The organism is Pseudomonas sp., from assembly GCF_050739775.1.
Lineage (GTDB): Bacteria > Pseudomonadota > Gammaproteobacteria > Pseudomonadales > Pseudomonadaceae > Aquipseudomonas.
Genome location: NZ_JBOICA010000019.1, coordinates 53,885 through 74,914, shown reverse-complemented (window position 1 = coordinate 74,914; position 21,030 = coordinate 53,885). Strand labels below are relative to the sequence as shown.

Sequence of the window (21,030 nt, the reverse complement as noted above, 5' to 3'; positions counted from 1 at the left end):
CAAAAAATCCATAACAGCCAAGATAGTTGCAGGCTCGCCAGAGCGAACCTGCACAAAAGTTGGCGCATTATCCTGTGATTGGCCGTGCCTGTCACTGGCGACGCACAATGCTTCATTAACGGGGTTGTCAGGTCGGTCCGAGCAGGCTCAAACTGGCAGCTTTCTCACTGGCCCGCGACCACGCGGCCAGCTCGCTTAAAGCGCCTGCACAGACAGCGCGCAAAGACAGATCATTCGGGGAACCTGACATGGAACTGGTTGTAAAAAGCGTAGCCGCTGCATCCTTGAAAACCGCCACACTGGTGCTCCCGGTAGGTGAAGACCGCAAACTCGGCGCCAGCGCCAAGGCTGTCGACGAAGCCTGCGGTGGTGCCCTGAGCGCCATCCTCAAGCGCGGCGACCTGACCGGCAAGTTGGGCCAAACCCTGCTGCTGCAAAGCCTGCCAAACCTCAAGGCCGAGCGTGTACTGCTGGTCGGCACCGGCAAGGACAGCGAACTGGGTGACCGCAGCTGGCGCAAAGTGGTTGCTGGCGTGCTGGCGGTGCTCAAGGGCCTCAACGGCAACGACGCGGTCCTGGCGCTGGACGATGTCGCCGTCACTGGCCGCGATGCCTTCTATGGCAAGTCGCGTCTGTTGGCCGAAACCCTGCTCGATGGTGAGTATGTCTTCGACCAGTTCAAGAGCAAGAAGGCCGAACCCCGTGCCCTGAAGAAAATCACCCTGCTGGCCGACAAGGCCGGTGCCGCTGAAGTCGAGCGCGCCGTCAAGCATGCCGGCGCCATTGCCGCCGGCATGAGTTTCGCCCGCGACCTGGGCAACCTGCCGCCCAACGTCTGTCATCCAAGCTACCTGGCCGACCAGGCCAAGGGCATGGGCAAAGCCTACAAGGGCCTCAAGGTCGAAGTGCTCGACGAGAAAAAGATCAAGGAACTGGGCATGGGCGCGTTCTACGCCGTTGGCCAGGGCAGCGACCAGCCACCTCGCCTGATCGTGCTCAACTACCAGGGCGGCAAGAAGAGCGAGAAGCCGTTCGTGCTGGTGGGCAAGGGCATCACCTTCGACACCGGCGGCATCAGCCTCAAGCCTGGCGCCGGCATGGATGAAATGAAGTTCGACATGGGCGGTGCGGCCAGTGTCTTCGGTACCCTGCGCGCGGTACTGGAACTGCAACTGCCAATCAACCTGGTGTGCCTGTTGGCCTGTGCCGAAAACATGCCGAGCGGCGGCGCCACTCGTCCGGGCGACATCGTCACGACCATGAGCGGGCAGACCGTCGAGATCCTCAACACCGACGCCGAAGGCCGCCTGGTGCTCTGCGACACCCTGACCTATGCCGAGCGTTTCAAGCCCCAGGCCGTGATCGACATCGCTACCCTGACCGGCGCCTGCATCGTCGCCCTGGGCAGCCACACCTCGGGTCTGATGGGTAACAACGACGAACTGCTCGGCCAGTTGCTCGACGCCGGCAAGCGTGCCGATGACCGTGCCTGGCAACTGCCACTGTTCGACGAGTATCAGGAGCAATTGGACAGCCCGTTCGCCGACATCGCCAACATCGGCGGGCCGAAGGCTGGCAGCATCACCGCTGGTTGCTTCCTGTCGCGCTTTGCCAAGGCCTACAACTGGGCCCACCTGGATATCGCCGGCACCGCCTGGATCAGTGGCGGCAAGGACAAGGGCGCCACTGGCCGTCCGGTCCCGCTGCTGACCCAGTACCTGCTCGATCGCGCCAACGCCTGAGTGAATGCCGGCCGCCTGCACCCTGGGTGTAGACGGCCGGCGCAGCGAACATGAGCAAAGTTGATTTCTATATTCTGCCCAGCGACGCGCCCTCGGCGCGCCTGGATTTTGCCTGCAAGCTCTGCGACAAGGCCTGGCGCATGGGTCATCAGGTCTACCTGCACTGCGCCGACGCTGCCCAGCGTGACGAACTGGATGCCCGCCTGTGGGCCTTCAAGAGTGAAGCTTTCGTGCCACACAATGGCGCTGAAGAGCAGCCCCAAGGCAGCGTGGTATTGGGTCTGGGGACCGACCCCGGCAGCCACCAGGACCTGCTGATCAACCTGGACCTCAAGGTTGCGCCGTTCGCCGCACGCTTTGCCCGCATTGCCGAGATCGTGGTCGAGGAGCCGACGATTCGTCAGGCTGCCCGAGAGAGTTTCCGTTTCTACCGCGAACAGGGCTATGCTCTGCAAGATCACCGCTTACAGCGACTCTGAAGACGATGGATAAACCCACTCCCCTGCCCCAATCCGCACACCTGTTGGACGACCTCGAATCGATCCGGCAGTTGCTGGGCGACGAATCCCTTGAGCCGCCGCTGCTAACCGACACCGTCGAGGAGCAGATTCCGCTGCTGCTCGAAGAGGTCGAGTCTGCGCCTGTGGTTGCGCCAGAACCTGTGCCCGAATCGCCTGTCGACCCGCAGGCAAAGCGCCAGGAAACCCTGTTGCACCTGGATAGCGAACTGCGCGCGGCGGCGCAGTTGATCATGCAGGACGTGATCAACGACTTTACCCCGCACATCGAGAACGAGATCAAGCGCCGGCTCGATGCCCGGCTCGAGCGCCTGCTCAATCAGTAAAAAAGCAGCTACAAGCTGCAAGAGCCGTGCGGCGCTCTTATCTTGCAGCTTGTCGCTTGAAGCTTGCCGCTTCGTTATACTCTCCGGCTTTCCTGAATAAATGCCATAGGGTCCCGCCGCGCATGGATAAGACCTACCAGCCGCACGCCATTGAAACTTCCTGGTACAACACCTGGGAGTCCGAGAATTATTTCGCTCCGCAAGGCGCGGGCGATTCCTACACCATCATGATTCCGCCGCCGAACGTCACCGGCAGCCTGCACATGGGTCATGGTTTCAACAACGCGATCATGGATGCCCTGATCCGTTTCCGCCGCATGCAGGGCCGCAACACCCTGTGGCAGCCGGGTACCGACCATGCCGGTATCGCCACCCAGATGCTGGTCGAGCGTCAACTCGAAGCCAAAGGTCAGAGCCGCCATGACCTGGGTCGCGAGAAATTCCTGGAAAAAGTCTGGGAATGGAAAGACCAGTCCGGTGGCAACATCAGCCGCCAGATTCGCCGCCTGGGCTCCTCGGTCGACTGGAGCCGTGAGCGCTTCACCATGGACGACGGCCTGTCGGAAGCGGTGAAAGAAGCTTTTGTGCGCCTGCATGAAGACGGCCTGATCTACCGCGGCAAGCGCCTGGTCAACTGGGATACCAAGCTGCACACGGCGATCTCCGACCTCGAAGTGGAAAACCACGACGAGAAGGGGCACCTGTGGAACCTGCGTTACCCGCTGGCTGACGGTGCCAAGACTGCCGACGGCAAGGACTACCTGATCGTTGCCACCACCCGTCCGGAAACCATGCTCGGTGACGCCGCCGTGGCCGTGAACCCCGAAGACGAGCGTTACAAGGCCCTGATCGGCAAGTTCGTCAAACTGCCGCTGGTTGGCCGCCGCATCCCGATCATCGGCGACGACTACTGCGACCCTGAATTCGGCACCGGCTGCGTGAAGATCACCCCGGCTCACGATTTCAATGACTACGAAGTCGGCAAGCGCCACAACCTGCCGCTGCTGAACATCTTCGACAAGAACGCCTTCGTATTGCCTGCCGCCCAGGTGTTCAACCTCGATGGCAGCGTCAACGAAACCATCGACGCCACCCTGCCCGCCCAGTACGCCGGTCTCGACCGCTTCATGGCACGCAAGCAGATCGTTGCCGATTTCGACGCTGCAGGCCTGCTGGTCAGCGTCGACGACCACGCCCTGAAAGTGCCGAAGGGCGACCGCTCCGGCACTGTCATCGAGCCGTGGCTGACCGACCAATGGTACGTCTCGACCAAACCGCTGGCTGAGCCGGCGATTGCCGCTGTCGAAGACGGCCGCATCCAGTTCGTGCCCAAACAGTACGAGAACATGTACTTCTCCTGGATGCGCGATATCCAGGACTGGTGCATCAGCCGCCAGCTGTGGTGGGGCCACCGTATTCCGGCCTGGTACGACGAGTCCGGCAAGGTCTACGTCGGCCGCAGCGAAGAAGAGGTCCGCGCCAAGCACAACCTCGCTGCCGACGTGGTCCTGAACCAGGACAACGACGTCCTCGACACCTGGTTCAGCTCGGGCCTGTGGACCTTCTCGACCCTGGGCTGGCCACAGCAGACTGAATTCCTCAAGACCTTCCACTCCACCGACGTGCTGGTCACCGGCTTCGACATCATTTTCTTCTGGGTCGCCCGGATGATCATGCTGACCATGCACCTGGTGAAGAACGAGGATGGCACCGCGCAAGTGCCGTTCAAGACGGTCTACGTCCATGGTCTGGTCCGCGACGGCCAGGGCCAGAAGATGTCCAAGTCCAAGGGCAACGTCCTTGACCCGCTGGACATCGTCGACGGCATCACCCTGGACGAGCTGCTGGAAAAACGCACCAGCGGCATGATGCAGCCAAAGCTGGCCGAGAAAATCGCCAAACAGACCAAGGCCGAGTTCCCCGAAGGCATCGCCAGCTACGGCACCGACGCCCTGCGCTTTACCTTCTGCTCGCTGGCGTCGACCGGTCGCGACATCAAGTTCGACATGGGTCGCGTCGAAGGCTATCGCAACTTCTGCAACAAGATCTGGAACGCCGCACGCTATGTGCTGGACAAGGGCGAAGACTGCGGCCAGAACGGCGAAGCCTACGAGCTGTCGCTGGCTGATCGCTGGATCATCTCCCAGTTACAGCGCACCGAAGCCGAAGTGACCCGCCAGCTGGAGCAGTTCCGCTTCGACCTGGCCGCCCAGGCGCTCTACGAGTTCATCTGGAACCAGTACTGCGACTGGTACCTGGAGCTGTCCAAGCCTGTGCTGTGGGACGAGAACGCCCCGGTCGAGCGTGCCCGCGGCACCCGTCGCACCCTGGTGCGCGTGCTGGAAGTGGCCCTGCGCCTGGCCCATCCGTTCATGCCGTTCATCACCGAAGAAATCTGGCAGCGCCTGGCGCCGCTGGCAGGTAGCACGGGCAAGACCATCATGCTGCAGCCGTGGCCTGTGGCCAACGAAAGCCGCATCGATGCGGCTGCCGAAGGCGACATCGAATGGCTCAAGGAGCTGATGCTCGGCGTGCGCAACATCCGCGGCGAGATGAACATCGGCCCGGGCAAGCCGCTGCAATTGTTCCTCAAGAACGCCAGCGCCGAAGACCAGCGCTGCCTGCAGGAAAACGAAGCGCTGCTGAAGAAGCTGGCGAAGATCGAATCCTTCACTGTGCTCGGCGAGCAGGACGAAGCACCACTGAGCGCCACCGCGCTGGTCGGTGACCTGCAAGTGCTGGTGCCGATGGCTGGGCTGATCGACAAGGACGCCGAACTGGCACGCCTGAACAAGGAAATCCAGCGTCTGCAAGGCGAAGTCCAGCGCGTGGGTGGCAAGCTGTCCAATGCCGCCTTTGTCGACAAGGCACCGCCTGCGGTGATCGACAAGGAACGCGCCAAGCTGGCCGAAGCCGAACAGGCCCTGGCCAACTTTACCGAGCAGCATGCGCGGATTGCCGCGCTGTAATACGCGCTAATCTCAGCGACGCTATCGCGGGTCAAGCCCGCTCCCACACTACTTTGTGGGAGCGGGCTTGACCCGCGATGCTTTCCACCGGAAAACGCGATGACCACAGCCAACAAACCGACCCTGCACCCACGCAACCGCCACCAGGGTCGCTACAACTTTCCTGAGCTGATCAAGAGCAGCCCCGAACTGGGCCAGTTCATGATCACCAATCCCCACGGCAAACCGAGCATCGACTTTGCCAACCCCGACGCCGTCCGGATGTTCAACCGCGCCCTGCTCAAGGCCCAGTACGGCATCCAGCACTGGGACATCCCTGCCGACTATCTGTGCCCACCGATTCCCGGTCGCGCTGACTACATCCACGTAGCGGCCGACCTGTTAGCCGATGAGAACAACGGCGAGGTCCCTCGCGGCGCCCAGGTGCGTGTTCTGGATATCGGTGTCGGTGCCAACTGCATCTACCCGCTGCTGGGCCATAGCGACTACCGCTGGCGCTTTCTCGGCTCGGACATCGACGCCACCGCCCTGGCCGCTGCCAAGGCCATCGTTCAGGCCAACGGCCTGGACAAAGCCATCAGCCTGCGCCAGCAAAGCAATCGCAAGCACATCCTGCTCGGTCTGCTCAAAGACGACGAACGTTACGACCTGACCCTGTGCAACCCGCCCTTCCACGCATCACGGGAAGAAGCCACCCGCGGCAGTCAGCGTAAGTGGCGCGCCCTGGGCAAAGCCGATCCCAAGCGCAAATTGCCTGTGTTGAACTTTGGTGGGCAGAACAACGAGCTCTGGTGCGAAGGCGGCGAAATCCGCTTTGTCAGCCAGCTGGTGGCAGAAAGTGCTGCGCTCGGTCGGCAGGTACTGTGGTTCACCTCACTGGTGTCCAAGGCGTCAAACCTGCCCGGCATCCAGGCCGCACTGAAGAAGGCCGGTGCGCAGGACCTGCGCATTGTCGAGATGGGCCAGGGACAGAAACAGAGCCGCATGGTCGCCTGGACGTTCCAGGATGCCAGTGCCCGCCAGGCTTGGCGGGCACAGCGCTGGGCCAGCAACAAGGCATAAAAAACCGCGTCTGGCTCACACCAGACGCGGCTTTTCGAGACTGTTTACAATTACTTGTTTACAGCATCGGTCAGCACTTTGGCTGGCACGAACTTGACGACTTTCTTGGCAGCGATTTCGATGGCAGCGCCAGTCGAAGGGTTGCGGCCGGTACGGGCAGGACGCTCGGTGATTTTCAGTTTGCCAATGCCTGGCAGAGTGATTTCGCTGCCATTTTCCAGTTGATCAGCAACGATCTGACCCAGTTGCTCCAGAGCGTTACGCGCGGTGGTTTTCGGCGCGTCGATAGCTTCGGCGATATCGGCGATCAGTTGGTCTTTGGTCAATGCCATGGTGGTGTTCCTTCCCTATCAAATTCAGTGAGTATGCAGAGTGCTACGTCAGTCATCGAGCCAGACCTGCGGGGTAACCGGCGGTCCGGGGTTACAGCCACGTCTAATCGTGTATGTAGATACGCAAAACGACGTTTGGTTCGACCTGACGCGAGCGGTCTGCCAGCAATGCGCCACACACGGGGCGCAAGACCGGGCAAAACTACCACAGGAATGGATAAATATCCGCTGCTGACAAGGCAAATGTGCAGGTTTTTCGGGGCTTTGCGCGAAAAAACGCAAAAAACTGAACAAAAAACGAACAACCGCCATTTCTGCCAACATCTGGCCGCTGAATCACCTCCGGGCTGAGGTACACTTGGCAACTTTGCAGCGCGGCCAGCACCGCCCATTTTCAACCGAGAATCCCATGCCGATCCGTCATTGCATCGTCCACCTGATCGACAAGAAACCCGATGGCAGCCCCGCAGTGCTGCACGCCCGCGACTCTGAACTGGCCGAGTCCAGTGCCATCGAAAACCTCCTGGCCGACCTCAACGACAGCTACAACGCCAAACAAGGCAAAGCCTGGGGCTTCTTCCATGCCGAGTCCGGCGCGCACCCGTTCAGCGGCTGGCTGAAAGAGTACCTGGAAGACGGCAGCACCTTCACCGCCTTCAGCCGTGTGGCGGTGGAGCATCTGCAAAAACTGATGGAAGAATCCAACCTGTCGGTTGGTGGTCACGTTCTGTTCGCCCACTACCAGCAAGGTATGACCGACTACCTGGCCATCGCCCTGCTGCACCATAGTGAAGGCGTGGCAGTGAATGCTGAACTGGACGTAACCCCATCCCGCCACCTGGACTTGGGCCAGTTGCACCTTGCCGCCCGGATCAACCTCTCCGAGTGGAAGAACAACAAGGCTTCAAAGCAGTACATTTCGTTCATCAAAGGCAAGAACGGCAAGAAAGTCTCGGAGTATTTCCGTGACTTCATCGGCTGCCAGGAAGGCGTCGACGGTCCGGGCGAAACCCGCACCCTACTCAAAGCGTTCAGCGATTTCGTCGAAAGCGAGGACCTGCCCGAAGAAGCCGCCCGGGAAAAGACCCAGACCCTGGTCGAGTACGCCACCAGCCAGACCAAGGCCGGTGAGCCGGTGACCCTGGAGGAACTTTCGGGGCTGATCGATGAGGACCGGCCACGGGCGTTCTACGAGCACATCCGCAACAAGGACTACGGCCTGTCGCCGGAGATTCCCGCCGACAAACGCACCCTGAACCAGTTCCGCCGCTTCACCGGTCGCGCCGAAGGCCTGTCGATCAGCTTCGAGGCGCACCTGCTGGGCTCGAAGATCGAATACGACGAAGAGGCCGGCACGCTGATCATCAAGGGCCTGCCGACGCAGCTGACCGATCAGCTCAAGCGTCGCAAGGACTGAGTCCCTGCCAGGAGGCCACCAGGGACTCCTTGGCGCTTTTGCGCAACCTCTTCACCAAGCGTTCCTGACGCAGTGCCTCGGCCTTGTCCGGCCAGGCTTCGACGTACACCAGCGCCACCGCCGGGCTGGTGCTGAAGTAGCGGGCGCCCTGGCCCTTCTGATGGGCCAGGAAACGTCGTTGTGGATTGTCACTGATCCCGCAATAGAGCGAACCATTGGCGGCACGCACCAGGTAGACATACCAGGGTTTGACGGGAGTATCGACGGCGGTTTCGGTCACAGTGCTGACTATCGGACGACAAAGCCCACAGCTTACCCGTTCAGCGACCGGCCTGAAACGCGCGCAAGCCTTGCAACGCCTGATGGCGAACCTTGCCCTGGACCATCGGCGTCCAGCCCAGCAACAGCCCCGTGGTACCCAGCGCCTGCCGCGTCCAGCGCCACAGGTCAAAGGTGTCGTGATGCTCGCTGATCTTGCCGTCGCGAAAGACAAAGCGCGCCTGGATGTCGTTGACTACCGTACGCCCGGTCTGGCTGAACAGGTAGGTGGCAACCCAATGGGCGCTGCCATTGCGCTCATCCGCACGCACGCTGTCGAAGGTCAGGGAAAAATCTTTGGCACGGGTGGCCAGCATCCGCCACATATCGCCGGCATCCTTGCCGCGCAAGATACCGAAGGCCGGGTCGCTAAAGACAATGTCATCGCTGTAGCAGGCAACCATCGCTTCGGCGTCCAGACGCTGGAAAGCCTGGTAGAAGCGAGTGATCAAAGCACTGTGAGCATCCATGAGGCGGGTCCGTTTCCGATGGAATAGACCCGCACCATAGTCCGCTCATGTGGCAAAAAGCTATGGGCATTTACCCGGAGAATACCGAGGTAACTACAATCGCGGGCCTCAAACCCGCTCGCTAACCACCTGCACATGCAGGTTACGCCCGGCCTTCAAGCCAAAACCGATGGCGCCGACACCCAGCACCGCAAAAATCCAGCCGACCGCATTCCAACCGCCGCTCAGGTCATGCACCAGCCCCACCGCAAACGGCCCCATGGATGCCAGGGTGTAACCGATGCCTTGGGCCATGCTCGACAGGTTGGCCGCCACATGGGCATCTTTGGAGCGCAACACGATCAGGGTCAGTGCCAGGGCAAAGGTCCCCCCCTGCCCCAGCCCGAGCACGATTGCCCAGCCCCACAGACCATCAAGCGGCGCGTACAGGCAGCCGAACAGGCCAGCCACCGCCAAAAGCATGACCACGACAATGGCCAGGCGCTGGTCCTTGCCGCGCGTCGCCAGCCAGGGTGCGCTGAGCGAGCTGATCAACTGCACGATCACCGAACCGGACAACACCAGGCCCGCCTGGGTCGGGGTCAATCCACGACCGATGAGAATCGACGGCAACCAGCCAAAGACGATGTAGGCCAGCGACGACTGCAACCCCATGTACAAGGTTACTTGCCAGGCCAACGGGTCGCGCAGCAGGCCCCGCACCCGATAAGCCACATGATGCGCACCGTGCCCCTGGCGCGCTTGCGGCAACCAGATCAACGCCGCCAGCAAGGCTGGTATCAGCCAGAAGCCCAGGCCCAGGGACCAACTGTCGCCCAAGCGTTCGCTCAGCGGTACCGTGGCCCCGGCGGCCATGGCGGCCCCGAGACACAGCGCCATGGTGTAGACCCCGGTCAAAGTACCGGCATGCTTGGGAAAGTCGCGTTTGACGATACCCGGCAGCAAGACCCCAATCACACCAATGCTGGCTCCGGCCATGATGCTGCCGATGAACACGCCAGTGCTGCCGAAAGCGCTGCGCACGGCGATGCCGACAGCCAAGGTCAGGAGGATGCCGAGGATCACCCGCTCGCTGCCAAAACGTCGCGCCAGGACCGGCGCCAAGGGGGCAAACAGGCCCAGGCAGAGCACCGGCAGGGTCGTCAGCAAACCGGCCTGAGAGGCCGTCAGGCCGAGGCTATCAGAGATTTGGCTGAGCAATGGCGCCATGCTCGACAGCGCCGGCCGCAAGTTCAGCGCCACCAGCACCAGGCCAAGTAGCAATAGCCAGGGCCGCGTGAGCAAAACCGGCTGTTGTTGCACCTGTTCGTCGTCGGCCTCGGCGTCGATCAGCAGCTCTTCCAGCTCCGGCCCATTGGCCGGCTGGGTGTTTCGGGCAGTGTCATGTGCCATGGCAGCCTCGCAAAGTCAGGATTCGTTGATCAGTGTCCGGCTCAGGGCCTTGGCCTTGTCCGAATCGCGTTGTTCGATAGCCTCGAGTATCTGTCCATGCAGGTCGAAGACCGACTGGCACCGCGGCGCATGACTCAGGTTGTGGTGCACAGTAGCGGCCACTACGCCGGAGAAATAGCGATACAGCTCGCTCAACGCCGGGTTGTGCGCAGCATCCACCAGACGTTGGTGGAAGAGCAGGTCGCAGCTTACGTAGAGCTCCAGATCATCGTGGAAATGCTCACTGCTGTGGGCCAGCGCTTCGCGCAAGCCTTGCAGGTCTTCTTCTGTGCGGCGTAACGCCGCCAGGCCGATGGCTTCGGCCTCGAGGATATGACGCGTTTCCCGCGCCTGTTCCAGATTGCAGCGGGACAACGCCTGGACGGCCTGCAGCGGGTCGACTGCGGTACGTAGATAGCTGCCGTCACCCTGGCGGACTTCGACCAGGCCACTGAAGGCCAACACGCGCATGGCTTCGCGCACGGTGTTGCGGCTAATGCCCAGCTCCGTAGCCAGCTCCGGCTCAGTTGGCAGGCGCTGACCCACCGCCCAGGCGCCATTGGCGATGCGCTGACGCAGTTGATCGACGGCCTGTTCGACCAGAGAACGTTTGATTAGCAAGGTCATCTGAGCTTACATCCAATCATCGGATGAATTTAGGAGAGAGAGAATACCCCCCTCAATTGTGTAAAAGCAATCGCGGGGCAAGCCCACTCTCACAGAGACTTGTGAGAGCGGGCTTGCCCCGCGATCAGGGGAGACGCGGAATCAGTTCAAAGCATCAAGCAATGCTTGATTCTGCTCCGGGGTTCCAATAGTGATACGCAAGAACTGAGCAATACGCGCTTGCTTGAAGTGACGCACGATCACCCCTTGCTCACGCAACTTGGCCGCCAGTTCGCCAGCATCCTGCTGCGGATGACGAGCGAAGATGAAGTTGGCCGCCGACGGCAGTACTTCGAAGCCACGGGCAGTGAGCTCAACCACCACCTTCTCGCGGCTGTCGATCACCTTGCGGCACGTCTCCTCGAAGTAGGCGCGATCCTGGAACGCTGCAGCCGCACCGACTATCGCCATGCGGTCCAGCGGATAGGAGTTGAAGCTGTTCTTGATTCGTTCAAGGGCTTCAATCAGGTCCGGGTGACCGACCGCCAGACCAACCCGTAGCCCCGCCAGCGAGCGCGACTTGGACAGGGTCTGGGTAACCAGCAGGTTGTCGTAGCGATCTACCAGGCTGATGGCCGTCTGCCCGCCGAAATCGATATAGGCCTCATCGACCACCACCACCGACTCCGGATTGGCCTTGAGCAGTTGCTCGATGGCCTCCAGCGCCAACAGGCAGCCGGTCGGGGCATTGGGGTTGGGGAAAATGATCCCGCCATTGGGCCTGGCGTAATCCTCGACACGAATCTGGAACTGCTCGTCCAGCGCCAGCGTCTCGTAAGGAATGCCATACAGGCCGCAATACACCGGATAGAAGCTGTAGCTGATATCCGGGAACAACAACGGCGCGCCGTGCTGGAACAAGCCGTGAAAAATGTGCGCCAGCACTTCGTCAGAACCGTTACCGAGGAACACCTGATTGCCCTTGACCCCGTAATAGTCCGCCACCGCCTGCTTGAGCAGGTCGCTGTTGGGATCGGGGTACAAACGCAGGTTATCGTTCAACTCGCCACGCATGGCCTCCAGCGCCTTGGGCGACGGGCCGTAGGGGTTCTCGTTGGTATTGAGCTTGACCAGCTTGGCCAGCTTCGGCTGCTCACCCGGGACGTAAGGCACCAGGTCCTTGACGAAGGGGCTCCAGAATTTACTCATGCTCAGTTCCCCTTCCTATCGGTAAGGATGCGGTATTCAGCGCTACGGGCGTGGGCGGTCAGCGATTCGCCACGGGCCAGGATCGACGCGGTGTGGCCCAGTTCCGACGCACCCTGCTCGGAGCAGAAGATGATCGACGAACGCTTCTGGAAGTCATAGACCCCCAACGGCGACGAGAAACGTGCGGTGCCGGAGGTCGGCAACACGTGGTTCGGACCTGCACAGTAGTCACCCAGGGCTTCGCTGGTGTGGCGGCCCATGAAGATCGCGCCGGCGTGGCGAATCTGCGGCAGCCAGGCCTGTGGGTCGGCCACCGACAGCTCCAGATGCTCGGGAGCGATGCGGTTGGCGACTTCCATGGCCTGCTGCATGTCACGCACCTGGATCAGCGCGCCACGACCATTGATCGAGGTCTTGATGATCTCGGCGCGCTCCATGGTCGGCAGCAGCTTGTCGATACTGGCAGCAACCTTGTCGAGGAATGCCGCATCGGGGCTGACCAGGATCGCCTGGGCATCTTCGTCGTGCTCAGCCTGGGAAAACAGGTCCATGGCAATCCAGTCCGGATCGGTCTGGCCGTCGCAGACCACGAGGATCTCCGAAGGTCCGGCAATCATGTCGATACCGACCTGGCCAAACACATGACGTTTGGCCGTGGCGACATAGATGTTGCCGGGGCCGACCACCTTGTCCACCTGCGGCACACTCTCGGTGCCATAGGCCAGCGCCGCTACCGCCTGGGCGCCGCCGATGGTGAACACCCGGTCAACGCCGGCAATGCAGGCGGCCGCGAGCACCAGCTCGTTGATCTCACCGCGCGGGGTAGGCACCACCATCACCACTTCAGCGACGCCGGCAACCTTGGCCGGAATCGCGTTCATCAGCACCGACGAAGGGTAGGACGCTTTGCCGCCCGGCACATACAGCCCGGCACGATCCAGCGGGGTGACCTTCTGGCCCAGCACAGTACCGTCAGCTTCGGTGTAGCTCCAGGAGTCCTGTTTCTGCCGCTCATGGTAGCTGCGCACGCGGTCGGCAGCCTTTTCCAGGGCTTCGCGCTGGGCTGGGGTGATACGCGTCAGGGCCAGCTCAAGGCGCTCGCGCCCGAGAATCAGGTCATTGATCGACTTGGCATCAACGCCATCGAAACGCTGGGTGAACTCCACCAGTGCCGCATCGCCGCGCTCACGCACAGCCTTGATGATGTCGAGCACACGCTGGTTGACCGCGTCGTCAGACACACTTTCCCAGCTCAACAGATGATCCAGATGTCGGGCGAAATCCGGGTCAGCGGCATTGAGTCGGGCAATTGCAGTGGACGTGGTCATAGCGAGGGCCTCAATAAATGGCGAATGCTCAGGTGCCCTAAGCTACCAGTCCATCCGCGCGGGCACCCGAGAAAATTGGCTATGACGCGGATAGACGGGCGCGACAGCGAAGGTCGCGCGCAGAGGTCAGCCGCGGTGTCGCGATTCGACAGCCTGGCGCAGGGTGTCGATCAGGCTCTGGATGCGCGCATGCTGCATCTTCATCGAAGCCTTGTTGACCACCAGCCGGGAGCTGATGGTGGCAATCAGTTCCTGGGGTTCCAGGCCATTGGCACGCAGGGTGTTACCCGTGTCGACAACGTCGATGATTTTGTCAGCCAGGCCGATCAGCGGCGCCAGTTCCATCGAGCCATACAACTTGATGATATCGACCTGACGGCCCTGTTCGGCATAGTAACGCTTGGCGACATTGACGAACTTGGTCGCCACGCGCAGACGGCCCTTGGGCTCAGCGGCGCCGATGGCACCGGCGGTCATCAGCTTGCACTGGGCAATCTGCAGGTCCAGCGGCTCGTAAAGGCCCTGGCCGCCGTACTCCATCAGCACGTCCTTGCCGGCCACACCGAGATCGGCGGCACCATGCTCGACGTAAGTCGGCACGTCGGTCGCCCGCACAATCAACAGGCGCACATCGTCCTGAGTCGTGGGGATGATCAGTTTGCGGCTTTTTTCCGGGTTCTCGGTCGGCACGATACCGGCTTGCGCCAGCAGCGGCAGGGTATCGTCGAGAATCCGACCTTTGGATAGCGCGATGGTCAACATGGGAAACGTCGGTCCTTATGCGGCTACAGCCGGCCGGGCCCGATGTGGCCCGACCGCATTCAATTCGGTGCAGCAATTGGCTGGCGCGTCCCTGCGCCGATTACAGACTAGCCCGGTACGCGACGGATCTTGGCGCCGAGCATCTGCAGTTTTTCTTCGATGCACTCGTAACCACGGTCGATGTGGTAGATGCGGTCGATCAGGGTGTCGCCTTCGGCTACCAGCGCCGAGAGTACCAGACTTGCCGACGCCCGCAGGTCGGTAGCCATTACTGGCGCGCCCTTGAGGGTTTTGGTGCCGGTGACGATGGCGGTGTTGCCTTCGACCTGGATATGGGCGCCCATGCGGTGCATTTCGTACACGTGCATGAAACGGTTTTCGAAGATCGTCTCGATCACTGCACCCGTGCCTTCGGCAATGGCGTTGAGCGAGATGAACTGCGCCTGCATGTCGGTCGGGAACGCCGGGTACGGGGCGGTACGCAGGTTGACGGCTTTTGGCCGCTTGCCGTGCATGTCCAGCTCGATCCAGTCTTCACCGGTAGTGACTTCAGCGCCAGCTTCCTTGAGTTTTTCAAGGACAGCTTCGAGGATGGTCGGATCGGTGTCCTTGACCTTGACCCGGCCACCGGTGACGGCAGCAGCGACGAGGTAAGTACCGGTTTCGATACGGTCCGGCATGACCCGATAGGTCGCCGAACCCAGGCGCTCGACGCCATCGATGGTGATGGTGTCGGTACCGGCACCCTGGACCTTGGCACCCATGGCGTTGAGGAAGTTGGCCAGATCGACCACTTCCGGCTCACGCGCGGCGTTCTGCAGCACGCTGCGGCCCTTGGCCAGGGCAGCGGCCATCATGATGTTCTCGGTGCCGGTGACACTGACGGTGTCGAAGAAGAAGTGCGCGCCACGCAGGCCGCCTTCAGGGGCCTTGGCCTTGATGTAGCCGCCTTCGACCTCGATTTTTGCGCCCATGGCTTCAAGACCACGGATGTGCAGGTCGACCGGACGCGAACCGATGGCGCAACCGCCAGGCAACGCCACTTCGGCTTCGCCAAAGCGGGCAACCATCGGGCCCAGCACCAGGATCGAGGCGCGCATGGTCTTGACCAGCTCGTACGGCGCGACCAGGGTCTTGATGGTGCGCGGATCGATTTCTACCGAGAGCTTCTCGTCGATCACAGGCTCGATGCCCATGCGCCCGAACAGCTCGATCATGGTGGTGATGTCATGCAGGTGCGGCAAGTTGCCGACCGTGACCGGACCATCGCAAAGCAGAGTTGCGGCAAGAATCGGCAGAGCCGCGTTCTTGGCACCGGAAATGCGGATTTCGCCATCAAGACGAACGCCGCCAGTAATAATCAGTTTGTCCATTTCTGTCTCGCCGCCAATTTAGGCTCAGTTGCGCTCAGCCCAGGCTGCGCTGCTGAAAAATTTCATGGTTACCGCATGGATGCTGCCATCAACGATCCACGGATTAAGATGAGCATAGATCTGCTGCTGACGCTTGACCGGGCTCAGGGCCGCCAACTCGTCGCTGATCACGTTCAACTGGAAGTTACAGCCTTCGCCTTCAACTTCGACCCGGGTTCCCGGCAACTTTTCTTCAAGGAAGTTCTTAACTTCTACGGCCTGCATGCTCAACCTCAATCGGCGCCCTGTGCGCGCGGGTCGGCCATCATACAAAAAAGCCCCTCGCCTGCGAACCCCGTAAACGGAGACTCTGACAGAGGGGCCAGTCGCTGGCTGGTGGTCATTGACCGGCCAGCACCTCGTCGAGGTCATAAACCTCGGCGATTTCACGCATGTCCTGAGGCATCGCGCGAACCTCGACGGCCTTGCCGGCCGCCTTGCCATCGCGCATGAACGCCAGCAACAGGGACAAGCCGACGCTGCTGGATTTCTCCACCTTCGAGCAGTCGAGCACCAGATCTGCAGCCTTGCACGCCGCGATCAAGGCTTTGCCTTCCTTGCGCAAGCCAGGCCCGCTGCGGTAGTCGAGCACCCCGGCCAGGTTCAACACGCCTGGCTCGCTCATGGTCACGGCACTGTCGGTCATTGCGCTTGCTTCTCGGTTTCTTGCTCGGCGGTTTCCTTGGCCTTGGCCACTTCGCCAGCCCAACCGTCGATGGTCTTGTCCAGGTCGTTGCCATTGCGGCTCATGGCGTCAGCAAACTGGTCACGGAACAGCTTGCCGATGTTGATGCCATTGACGATGACGTTACGCACTTTCCATTCGCCATTGAGCTTGGTCATGGTGTAAGACACCGGGTAAACGGCACCGTTGTTGCCCTTGACCGTCATGTCGACACTGGCGCGATCATCACCATCCGGCTTGACATTCCCTACGGTGATACCCTGGTTGTTGTACTCAAGCAGGGCATTGCCATAGAACTGCATCAGGCTGCGCTTGAAGTTCTCCTGGAAGCGCTGCATCTGCTCCGGGGTGGCCTTGCGCGAATACTTGACGGTCATGATGCTTTTGGAAATGCCATCGGCATCGACAACCGGACCCAGGTTGGCATTGAGGGCGTCGTAGAACGCACTCGGGTTGGCTTTGTATTGCTCCTTGTTGGCCTTCAGATCAGCCAGCAACTGAGTGGTGGTCTTCTCGATCACTTCTTTGGGTGACTGGGCAGCAGCGCTGGCCATCAACGGCAGCGCCGCCAACAACACCAGCACGCCGCGTCGCAGGATAGAAATCATGGAAACTCCTTATTTAGCTTCTTTGCCAACGGTATTGAGCAGGAACTTGCCAATCAGATCTTCCAGCACCAGCGCCGACTGGGTGTCATGAATGGTCGCACCATCCTTGAGCACCGCCTCTTCCCCGCCCACACTGATACCGATGTACTTCTCGCCGAGCAACCCAGCGGTGAGGATAGATGCAGTGGAGTCGGTAGGCAGATTATCTACGCGTTTTTCCAGTTGCAGCGTCACCCGACCGGTGTAGGTGTCACGATCCAGATCGATGGCCGCGACCTTGCCGATGGTCACACCGGCCATGGTCACTTTGGCTCTGACCGTCAAACCGGCGATATTGTCGAAGTATGCGTAAACTTTATAGGTATCGCTGCTCGGGCTCGCCGACAGGCCACTGACACGCAGGGCCAGCAGGATCAGCGCCAGGATCCCGGCCAGGAGGAACAGGCCGACACCGATTTCCAGGGTGCGGTTTTGCATCAGAAATCTCCAAACATCAAGGCGGTCAGAATAAAGTCCAGACCCAGGACTGCCAATGAGGCATAGACCACGGTCTTGGTAGTGGCACGACTGATCCCCTCTGAAGTGGGCTCGCAGTCATAGCCTTGGAATACGGCAATCCAGGTAACGACAAAGGCAAACACCAGGCTTTTGATCACGCCATTGAGTACATCGTCGGTGAACGACACGCTGCTCTGCATGTTCGCCCAGAACGAGCCCTCATAGACGCCCAGCCAGTCCACTGCCACCCAGGACCCACCCCAGATGCCGACCACGCTGAAGATCAGTGCCAGCAACGGCAGCGAGATAAACCCGGCCCACAGCCGTGGGGCAACGATGTACTTGAGCGGATCGACACCGATCATTTCCAGGCTGGACAGTTGCTCGGTGGACTTCATGTTGCCGATTTCGGCAGTCAGCGCGGAACCGGCACGCCCAGCGAACAGCAGCGCAGTGACCACCGGCCCCAGTTCACGCAGCAAGGTCAGGGCAACCATCTGCCCAACCGCCTGCTCCGAGCCGTATTTGGTCAGGATGCTGAAACCCTGCAGGGCCAGCACCATGCCGATGAAGACCCCGGAAACGACAATGATCGCCAGCGACAACACGCCAACCGAATAGAGTTGTTTGACCAGCAGCTGAAAACCTCCGCCGGTACCACTGCGCCCGACCAGAGAATGCAGCAGGAACAAAAAGGAGCGACCGAGCACGGCCAGCACGTCGATGGCCGAACGGCCAAAGCGACGAATACGTTCGAGCAAGGATTTTCTGCGCATCAACGCTTCCCCAGAAGATCGGCGCGGTAATCCGGCGCAGGAAAGTGAAAGGGTACCGGGCCGTCCGGGTCGCCTTTCATGAATTGGCGAATGCGCGGGTTATCGGAACCCATCAACTCGTCCGGCGTGCCCTGGCCAAGCACCTGGCCATCGCCGACCACATAGATGTAGTCGGCAATACTGGCGGTTTCGGCCAAGTCGTGGGACACCACAATGCTGGTGATGCCCAGGGCATCGTTGAGCAGACGGATCAGGCGCACCAGAACGCCCATGGCGATAGGGTCCTGACCGACGAAGGGCTCGTCGTACATAAGTATCTGCGGGTCCAGGGCGATGGCCCGAGCCAGGGCAACACGGCGCTTCATGCCCCCGGACAGCTCGTCGGGCATCAGCTCGATGGCACCGCGCAGGCCGACGGCCTGCAGCTTCATCAGAACGATGTCACGGATTATTTCGTCGGACAGCTGGGTATGCACCCGTAGCGGAAACGCCACGTTTTCGAACACGTCAAGATCAGTGAACAGCGCACCGCTCTGGAACAACACGCCCATCTGCTTGCGCGCATCGAACAGATCGCTGCGCGACAGCGTCGGCAGGTTCTGCCCGGCAACCCAGACCTCGCCGCTGGCCGGGCGCAACTGTGCGCCCATCAGACGCAGCAGTGTGGTCTTGCCGCACCCGGAAGGCCCCATGATGCCGGTGACCTTGCCGCGGGGAATGCGTATATCGACATTATTGAAGATGCTGCGCGAACCGCGCTTGAAGGACACGCCCTTCAACTCGACCGCGTAGGCGTTATCAACGCTCATCTAGACTCCTTGCGATGCAGCCTTCTCACTCAGACGCGCGCCCCCTTCATGGAGGCACGCACGCCCTGAGCGGGCCGAACAGACGGCGAACTATACCATCGCTCATAGCGCTGCCCCAAGGCCACAGCAGCGCTTGTTCAGCTAGGGTTAAGGTTGGTCAGTGACTGTGTGACAATCACAAGGTGAGGGTTTTGCGCATTACCGCTATAATCGCCGCCTTTTCATCAGGCAACCCGATTTTCGACATGAGCCAATCCAGCGACCTGATCCAATCCGCGCAACGCACCATCCGTTTCGAACTCGAGGCGGTTGAGGGCTTGCTAGCCCACATCGACGCCGATTTCGTCAAGGCATGCGAGCTGATCCTGGCCAGCAAGGGCCGGGTGGTGGTGGTCGGCATGGGCAAGTCAGGGCATATCGGCAACAAGATTGCCGCGACCCTGGCCAGCACCGGTACGCCGTCGTTCTTCGTCCATCCGGCCGAAGCCAGTCATGGCGACATGGGCATGATCACGCGCGACGATGTCATTCTGGCCCTGTCCAACTCCGGATCGACTGCCGAGATCGTCACCCTGCTGCCGTTGATCAAACGCCTGGGCATCCAGCTGATCAGCCTGACCGGTAACCCGGATTCGCCGCTGGCCAAGGCCGCCGAGGTCAACCTGGATGCGCGCGTCGCCCAGGAAGCCTGCCCGCTGAACCTGGCACCGACCTCCTCGACCACGGCTGCGCTGGTACTGGGCGACGCCTTGGCCATTGCCTTGCTCGAGGCGCGCGGTTTCACCGCTGAAGACTTCGCTTTCTCCCACCCCGGTGGCGCCTTGGGCCGTCGCCTGCTGTTGAAAGTCGAGAATGTCATGCACGCAGGCGAAGAACTGCCTCAGGTGCAGCGCGGGACCCTGCTCAAAGACGCGCTTCTTGAAATGTCTCGCAAAGGTTTGGGGATGACCGTGGTCCTCGAAGCCGACGGACGGTTGGCCGGGATCTTCACCGACGGTGACTTGCGCCGCAGCCTGGATCGCAATATCGATGTGCACACCACCCTGATCGAAGACGTCATGACCGTGCATGGCAAGACGGCCCGCGCCGAGATGCTCGCCGCTGAAGCCCTGAAAATCATGGAAGACCACAAGATCAGCGCCCTGGTGGTGATCGACAAGGACGAGCGCCCGGTTGGCGCCCTGAACATGCACGACCTGTTGCGTGCGGGAGTGATGTAAATGAGCCAGGACCTGCTCCAGCGTGGCAAGGCCATCAAGCTTGCCGTGTTCGACGTTGACGGCGTACTGACCGACGGCCGTTTGTATTTCCTCGAAGATGGCAGTGAATTCAAGACCTTCAACACCCTCGATGGCCAGGGCATCAAGATGCTCATGGCTTCGGGCGTGACTACGGCAATCATCAGCGGACGCAAAACCCCGGTAGTCGAGCGCCGGGCCAAGAATCTCGGCATCCCGCACCTGTATCAAGGGCGTGAAGATAAATTGGTGGTGTTGGACGAACTTCTTCACCAACTCAACCTAAGCTATGAACAGGTCGCCTATCTGGGCGACGACCTGCCTGACCTGCCGGTGATCCGCCGGGTGGGCCTGGGCATGGCCGTGGCCAACGCCGCAGCCTTCGTCCGCGAGCACGCCCACGGGATCACCAATGCCCGTGGCGGTGAAGGCGCAGCCCGCGAATTCTGCGAATTGATCCTGCAAGCCCAGGGCAATCTCGACGCGGCCAACGCCCATTACCTGTAGAGCGACA

Annotated in this window: 23 protein-coding genes; 8 read left to right on the top strand and 15 right to left on the bottom strand. The window is 61.0% G+C overall.

Annotated elements, in window-relative coordinates; genetic code table 11:
• Nucleotides 1–248 precede the first annotated feature (248 nt).
• The 5 genes from ACRESH_RS12140 to rlmF all read left to right on the top strand — a co-directional run bounded on the left by ACRESH_RS12140 (nucleotide 249) and on the right by rlmF (nucleotide 6,617).
• Nucleotides 249–1,742, top strand: coding sequence for a leucyl aminopeptidase (locus ACRESH_RS12140; protein WP_431742223.1), 1,494 nt, complete (start codon nucleotides 249–251; stop codon nucleotides 1,740–1,742).
• 50 nt (nucleotides 1,743–1,792) lie between these two features.
• Nucleotides 1,793–2,221, top strand: a complete 429-nt coding sequence (locus ACRESH_RS12135; RefSeq protein WP_431742222.1) for a DNA polymerase III subunit chi — start codon at nucleotides 1,793–1,795, stop codon at nucleotides 2,219–2,221.
• A gap of 5 nt (nucleotides 2,222–2,226) precedes the next feature.
• A complete protein-coding gene (locus tag ACRESH_RS12130; RefSeq protein WP_431742221.1) occupies nucleotides 2,227–2,586 on the top strand; it encodes a DNA polymerase III subunit chi in 360 nt (119 codons plus the stop codon).
• 122 nt (nucleotides 2,587–2,708) lie between these two features.
• Nucleotides 2,709–5,555, top strand: a complete 2,847-nt coding sequence (locus tag ACRESH_RS12125; protein ID WP_431742220.1) for a valine--tRNA ligase — start codon at nucleotides 2,709–2,711, stop codon at nucleotides 5,553–5,555.
• Between the two features lie 99 nt (nucleotides 5,556–5,654).
• On the top strand, nucleotides 5,655–6,617 hold the full coding sequence (gene rlmF / locus ACRESH_RS12120) for a 23S rRNA (adenine(1618)-N(6))-methyltransferase RlmF (RefSeq protein ID WP_431742219.1): 963 nt from the start codon (nucleotides 5,655–5,657) through the stop codon (nucleotides 6,615–6,617).
• A 50-nt stretch (nucleotides 6,618–6,667) separates the two neighbouring features.
• Here rlmF and ACRESH_RS12115 read toward each other — a convergent pair whose 3' ends face one another.
• On the bottom strand, nucleotides 6,668–6,949 hold the full coding sequence (locus ACRESH_RS12115) for an HU family DNA-binding protein (protein WP_009398256.1): 282 nt from the start codon (nucleotides 6,947–6,949) through the stop codon (nucleotides 6,668–6,670).
• A 409-nt stretch (nucleotides 6,950–7,358) separates the two neighbouring features.
• Between ACRESH_RS12115 and yejK the strand changes: the two genes are divergently transcribed.
• Nucleotides 7,359–8,366: a nucleoid-associated protein YejK gene (gene yejK, locus ACRESH_RS12110; RefSeq protein ID WP_431742218.1), complete on the top strand. Its 1,008-nt coding sequence runs from the start codon at nucleotides 7,359–7,361 to the stop codon at nucleotides 8,364–8,366.
• Here yejK and ACRESH_RS12105 read toward each other — a convergent pair.
• The 14 genes from ACRESH_RS12105 to ACRESH_RS12040 form a co-directional block, all read right to left on the bottom strand.
• Complete coding sequence (locus ACRESH_RS12105) at nucleotides 8,347–8,646, bottom strand: GIY-YIG nuclease family protein (protein WP_431742217.1); 300 nt, start codon at nucleotides 8,644–8,646, stop codon at nucleotides 8,347–8,349. The genes yejK and ACRESH_RS12105 overlap by 20 nt on opposite strands.
• Before the next feature lie 40 nt (nucleotides 8,647–8,686).
• Nucleotides 8,687–9,154 carry a nuclear transport factor 2 family protein gene (locus tag ACRESH_RS12100; RefSeq protein WP_431742216.1) on the bottom strand — a complete coding sequence of 156 codons (468 nt, stop codon included), beginning with the start codon at nucleotides 9,152–9,154 and terminating at the stop codon, nucleotides 8,687–8,689.
• A gap of 108 nt (nucleotides 9,155–9,262) precedes the next feature.
• Nucleotides 9,263–10,546, bottom strand: coding sequence for a CynX/NimT family MFS transporter (locus tag ACRESH_RS12095; protein WP_431742215.1), 1,284 nt, complete (start codon nucleotides 10,544–10,546; stop codon nucleotides 9,263–9,265).
• Between the two features lie 15 nt (nucleotides 10,547–10,561).
• Complete coding sequence (locus tag ACRESH_RS12090; protein ID WP_431742214.1) at nucleotides 10,562–11,212, bottom strand: FadR/GntR family transcriptional regulator; 651 nt, start codon at nucleotides 11,210–11,212, stop codon at nucleotides 10,562–10,564.
• A 141-nt stretch (nucleotides 11,213–11,353) separates the two neighbouring features.
• Complete coding sequence (hisC, locus tag ACRESH_RS12085; RefSeq protein WP_431742213.1) at nucleotides 11,354–12,400, bottom strand: histidinol-phosphate transaminase; 1,047 nt, start codon at nucleotides 12,398–12,400, stop codon at nucleotides 11,354–11,356.
• Nucleotides 12,401–12,402: 2 nt separating this feature from the next.
• A complete protein-coding gene (hisD, locus tag ACRESH_RS12080; protein ID WP_431742212.1) occupies nucleotides 12,403–13,728 on the bottom strand; it encodes a histidinol dehydrogenase in 1,326 nt (441 codons plus the stop codon).
• A 126-nt stretch (nucleotides 13,729–13,854) separates the two neighbouring features.
• Nucleotides 13,855–14,490 carry an ATP phosphoribosyltransferase gene (hisG, locus tag ACRESH_RS12075; protein WP_431742211.1) on the bottom strand — a complete coding sequence of 212 codons (636 nt, stop codon included), beginning with the start codon at nucleotides 14,488–14,490 and terminating at the stop codon, nucleotides 13,855–13,857.
• A 107-nt stretch (nucleotides 14,491–14,597) separates the two neighbouring features.
• The gene (gene murA, locus ACRESH_RS12070) at nucleotides 14,598–15,863 is read right to left on the bottom strand and encodes a UDP-N-acetylglucosamine 1-carboxyvinyltransferase (protein ID WP_431742210.1); all 1,266 of its coding nucleotides are present in this window, start codon (nucleotides 15,861–15,863) and stop codon (nucleotides 14,598–14,600) included.
• Between the two features lie 24 nt (nucleotides 15,864–15,887).
• Nucleotides 15,888–16,127, bottom strand: a complete 240-nt coding sequence (locus ACRESH_RS12065) for a BolA family protein (RefSeq protein ID WP_431742209.1) — start codon at nucleotides 16,125–16,127, stop codon at nucleotides 15,888–15,890.
• Nucleotides 16,128–16,242: 115 nt separating this feature from the next.
• Nucleotides 16,243–16,548 (bottom strand): STAS domain-containing protein, encoded by a 306-nt coding sequence (locus ACRESH_RS12060; protein ID WP_431742208.1) that lies wholly within the window; start codon nucleotides 16,546–16,548, stop codon nucleotides 16,243–16,245.
• Entirely contained in the window at nucleotides 16,545–17,195 is a 651-nt protein-coding gene (locus tag ACRESH_RS12055) for an MlaC/ttg2D family ABC transporter substrate-binding protein (protein WP_431742207.1), read from the bottom strand. The genes ACRESH_RS12060 and ACRESH_RS12055 overlap by 4 nt, the downstream gene beginning before the upstream one ends.
• Nucleotides 17,196–17,204: 9 nt before the next feature.
• Nucleotides 17,205–17,672, bottom strand: coding sequence for an outer membrane lipid asymmetry maintenance protein MlaD (gene mlaD / locus ACRESH_RS12050; RefSeq protein ID WP_422417281.1), 468 nt, complete (start codon nucleotides 17,670–17,672; stop codon nucleotides 17,205–17,207).
• Entirely contained in the window at nucleotides 17,672–18,469 is a 798-nt protein-coding gene (gene mlaE / locus ACRESH_RS12045; protein WP_431742206.1) for a lipid asymmetry maintenance ABC transporter permease subunit MlaE, read from the bottom strand. Before mlaE ends, mlaD begins: the two co-directional genes overlap by 1 nt.
• On the bottom strand, nucleotides 18,469–19,278 hold the full coding sequence (locus ACRESH_RS12040; RefSeq protein ID WP_431742205.1) for an ATP-binding cassette domain-containing protein: 810 nt from the start codon (nucleotides 19,276–19,278) through the stop codon (nucleotides 18,469–18,471). The genes mlaE and ACRESH_RS12040 overlap by 1 nt, the downstream gene beginning before the upstream one ends.
• A 245-nt stretch (nucleotides 19,279–19,523) precedes the next feature.
• Here ACRESH_RS12040 and ACRESH_RS12035 point away from each other — a divergent pair, with 245 nt between their 5' ends.
• Both ACRESH_RS12035 and ACRESH_RS12030 read left to right on the top strand, forming a co-directional pair.
• Nucleotides 19,524–20,498: a KpsF/GutQ family sugar-phosphate isomerase gene (locus ACRESH_RS12035; RefSeq protein WP_431742204.1), complete on the top strand. Its 975-nt coding sequence runs from the start codon at nucleotides 19,524–19,526 to the stop codon at nucleotides 20,496–20,498.
• Nucleotides 20,499–21,023 carry a KdsC family phosphatase gene (locus ACRESH_RS12030; RefSeq protein WP_431742203.1) on the top strand — a complete coding sequence of 175 codons (525 nt, stop codon included), beginning with the start codon at nucleotides 20,499–20,501 and terminating at the stop codon, nucleotides 21,021–21,023.
• Nucleotides 21,024–21,030 lie beyond the last annotated feature (7 nt).

What these genes read in the sequence shown, in the direction of transcription:
- ACRESH_RS12140 (WP_431742223.1), top strand. Translation starts at nt 249, where the DNA reads ATGGAACTGGTTGTAAAAAGCGTAGCCGCTGCATCCTTGAAAACCGCC.
- ACRESH_RS12135 (WP_431742222.1), top strand. Translation starts at nt 1,793, where the DNA reads ATGAGCAAAGTTGATTTCTATATTCTGCCCAGCGACGCGCCCTCGGCG.
- ACRESH_RS12130 (WP_431742221.1), top strand. Translation starts at nt 2,227, where the DNA reads ATGGATAAACCCACTCCCCTGCCCCAATCCGCACACCTGTTGGACGAC.
- ACRESH_RS12125 (WP_431742220.1), top strand. Translation starts at nt 2,709, where the DNA reads ATGGATAAGACCTACCAGCCGCACGCCATTGAAACTTCCTGGTACAAC.
- rlmF (WP_431742219.1), top strand. Translation starts at nt 5,655, where the DNA reads ATGACCACAGCCAACAAACCGACCCTGCACCCACGCAACCGCCACCAG.
- ACRESH_RS12115 (WP_009398256.1), bottom strand. Translation starts at nt 6,949, where the DNA reads ATGGCATTGACCAAAGACCAACTGATCGCCGATATCGCCGAAGCTATC.
- yejK (WP_431742218.1), top strand. Translation starts at nt 7,359, where the DNA reads ATGCCGATCCGTCATTGCATCGTCCACCTGATCGACAAGAAACCCGAT.
- ACRESH_RS12100 (WP_431742216.1), bottom strand. Translation starts at nt 9,154, where the DNA reads ATGGATGCTCACAGTGCTTTGATCACTCGCTTCTACCAGGCTTTCCAG.
- ACRESH_RS12095 (WP_431742215.1), bottom strand. Translation starts at nt 10,546, where the DNA reads ATGGCACATGACACTGCCCGAAACACCCAGCCGGCCAATGGGCCGGAG.
- ACRESH_RS12090 (WP_431742214.1), bottom strand. Translation starts at nt 11,212, where the DNA reads ATGACCTTGCTAATCAAACGTTCTCTGGTCGAACAGGCCGTCGATCAA.
- hisC (WP_431742213.1), bottom strand. Translation starts at nt 12,400, where the DNA reads ATGAGTAAATTCTGGAGCCCCTTCGTCAAGGACCTGGTGCCTTACGTC.
- hisD (WP_431742212.1), bottom strand. Translation starts at nt 13,728, where the DNA reads ATGACCACGTCCACTGCAATTGCCCGACTCAATGCCGCTGACCCGGAT.
- hisG (WP_431742211.1), bottom strand. Translation starts at nt 14,490, where the DNA reads ATGTTGACCATCGCGCTATCCAAAGGTCGGATTCTCGACGATACCCTG.
- murA (WP_431742210.1), bottom strand. Translation starts at nt 15,863, where the DNA reads ATGGACAAACTGATTATTACTGGCGGCGTTCGTCTTGATGGCGAAATC.
- ACRESH_RS12065 (WP_431742209.1), bottom strand. Translation starts at nt 16,127, where the DNA reads ATGCAGGCCGTAGAAGTTAAGAACTTCCTTGAAGAAAAGTTGCCGGGA.
- ACRESH_RS12060 (WP_431742208.1), bottom strand. Translation starts at nt 16,548, where the DNA reads ATGACCGACAGTGCCGTGACCATGAGCGAGCCAGGCGTGTTGAACCTG.
- ACRESH_RS12055 (WP_431742207.1), bottom strand. Translation starts at nt 17,195, where the DNA reads ATGATTTCTATCCTGCGACGCGGCGTGCTGGTGTTGTTGGCGGCGCTG.
- mlaD (WP_422417281.1), bottom strand. Translation starts at nt 17,672, where the DNA reads ATGCAAAACCGCACCCTGGAAATCGGTGTCGGCCTGTTCCTCCTGGCC.
- mlaE (WP_431742206.1), bottom strand. Translation starts at nt 18,469, where the DNA reads ATGCGCAGAAAATCCTTGCTCGAACGTATTCGTCGCTTTGGCCGTTCG.
- ACRESH_RS12040 (WP_431742205.1), bottom strand. Translation starts at nt 19,278, where the DNA reads ATGAGCGTTGATAACGCCTACGCGGTCGAGTTGAAGGGCGTGTCCTTC.
- ACRESH_RS12035 (WP_431742204.1), top strand. Translation starts at nt 19,524, where the DNA reads ATGAGCCAATCCAGCGACCTGATCCAATCCGCGCAACGCACCATCCGT.
- ACRESH_RS12030 (WP_431742203.1), top strand. Translation starts at nt 20,499, where the DNA reads ATGAGCCAGGACCTGCTCCAGCGTGGCAAGGCCATCAAGCTTGCCGTG.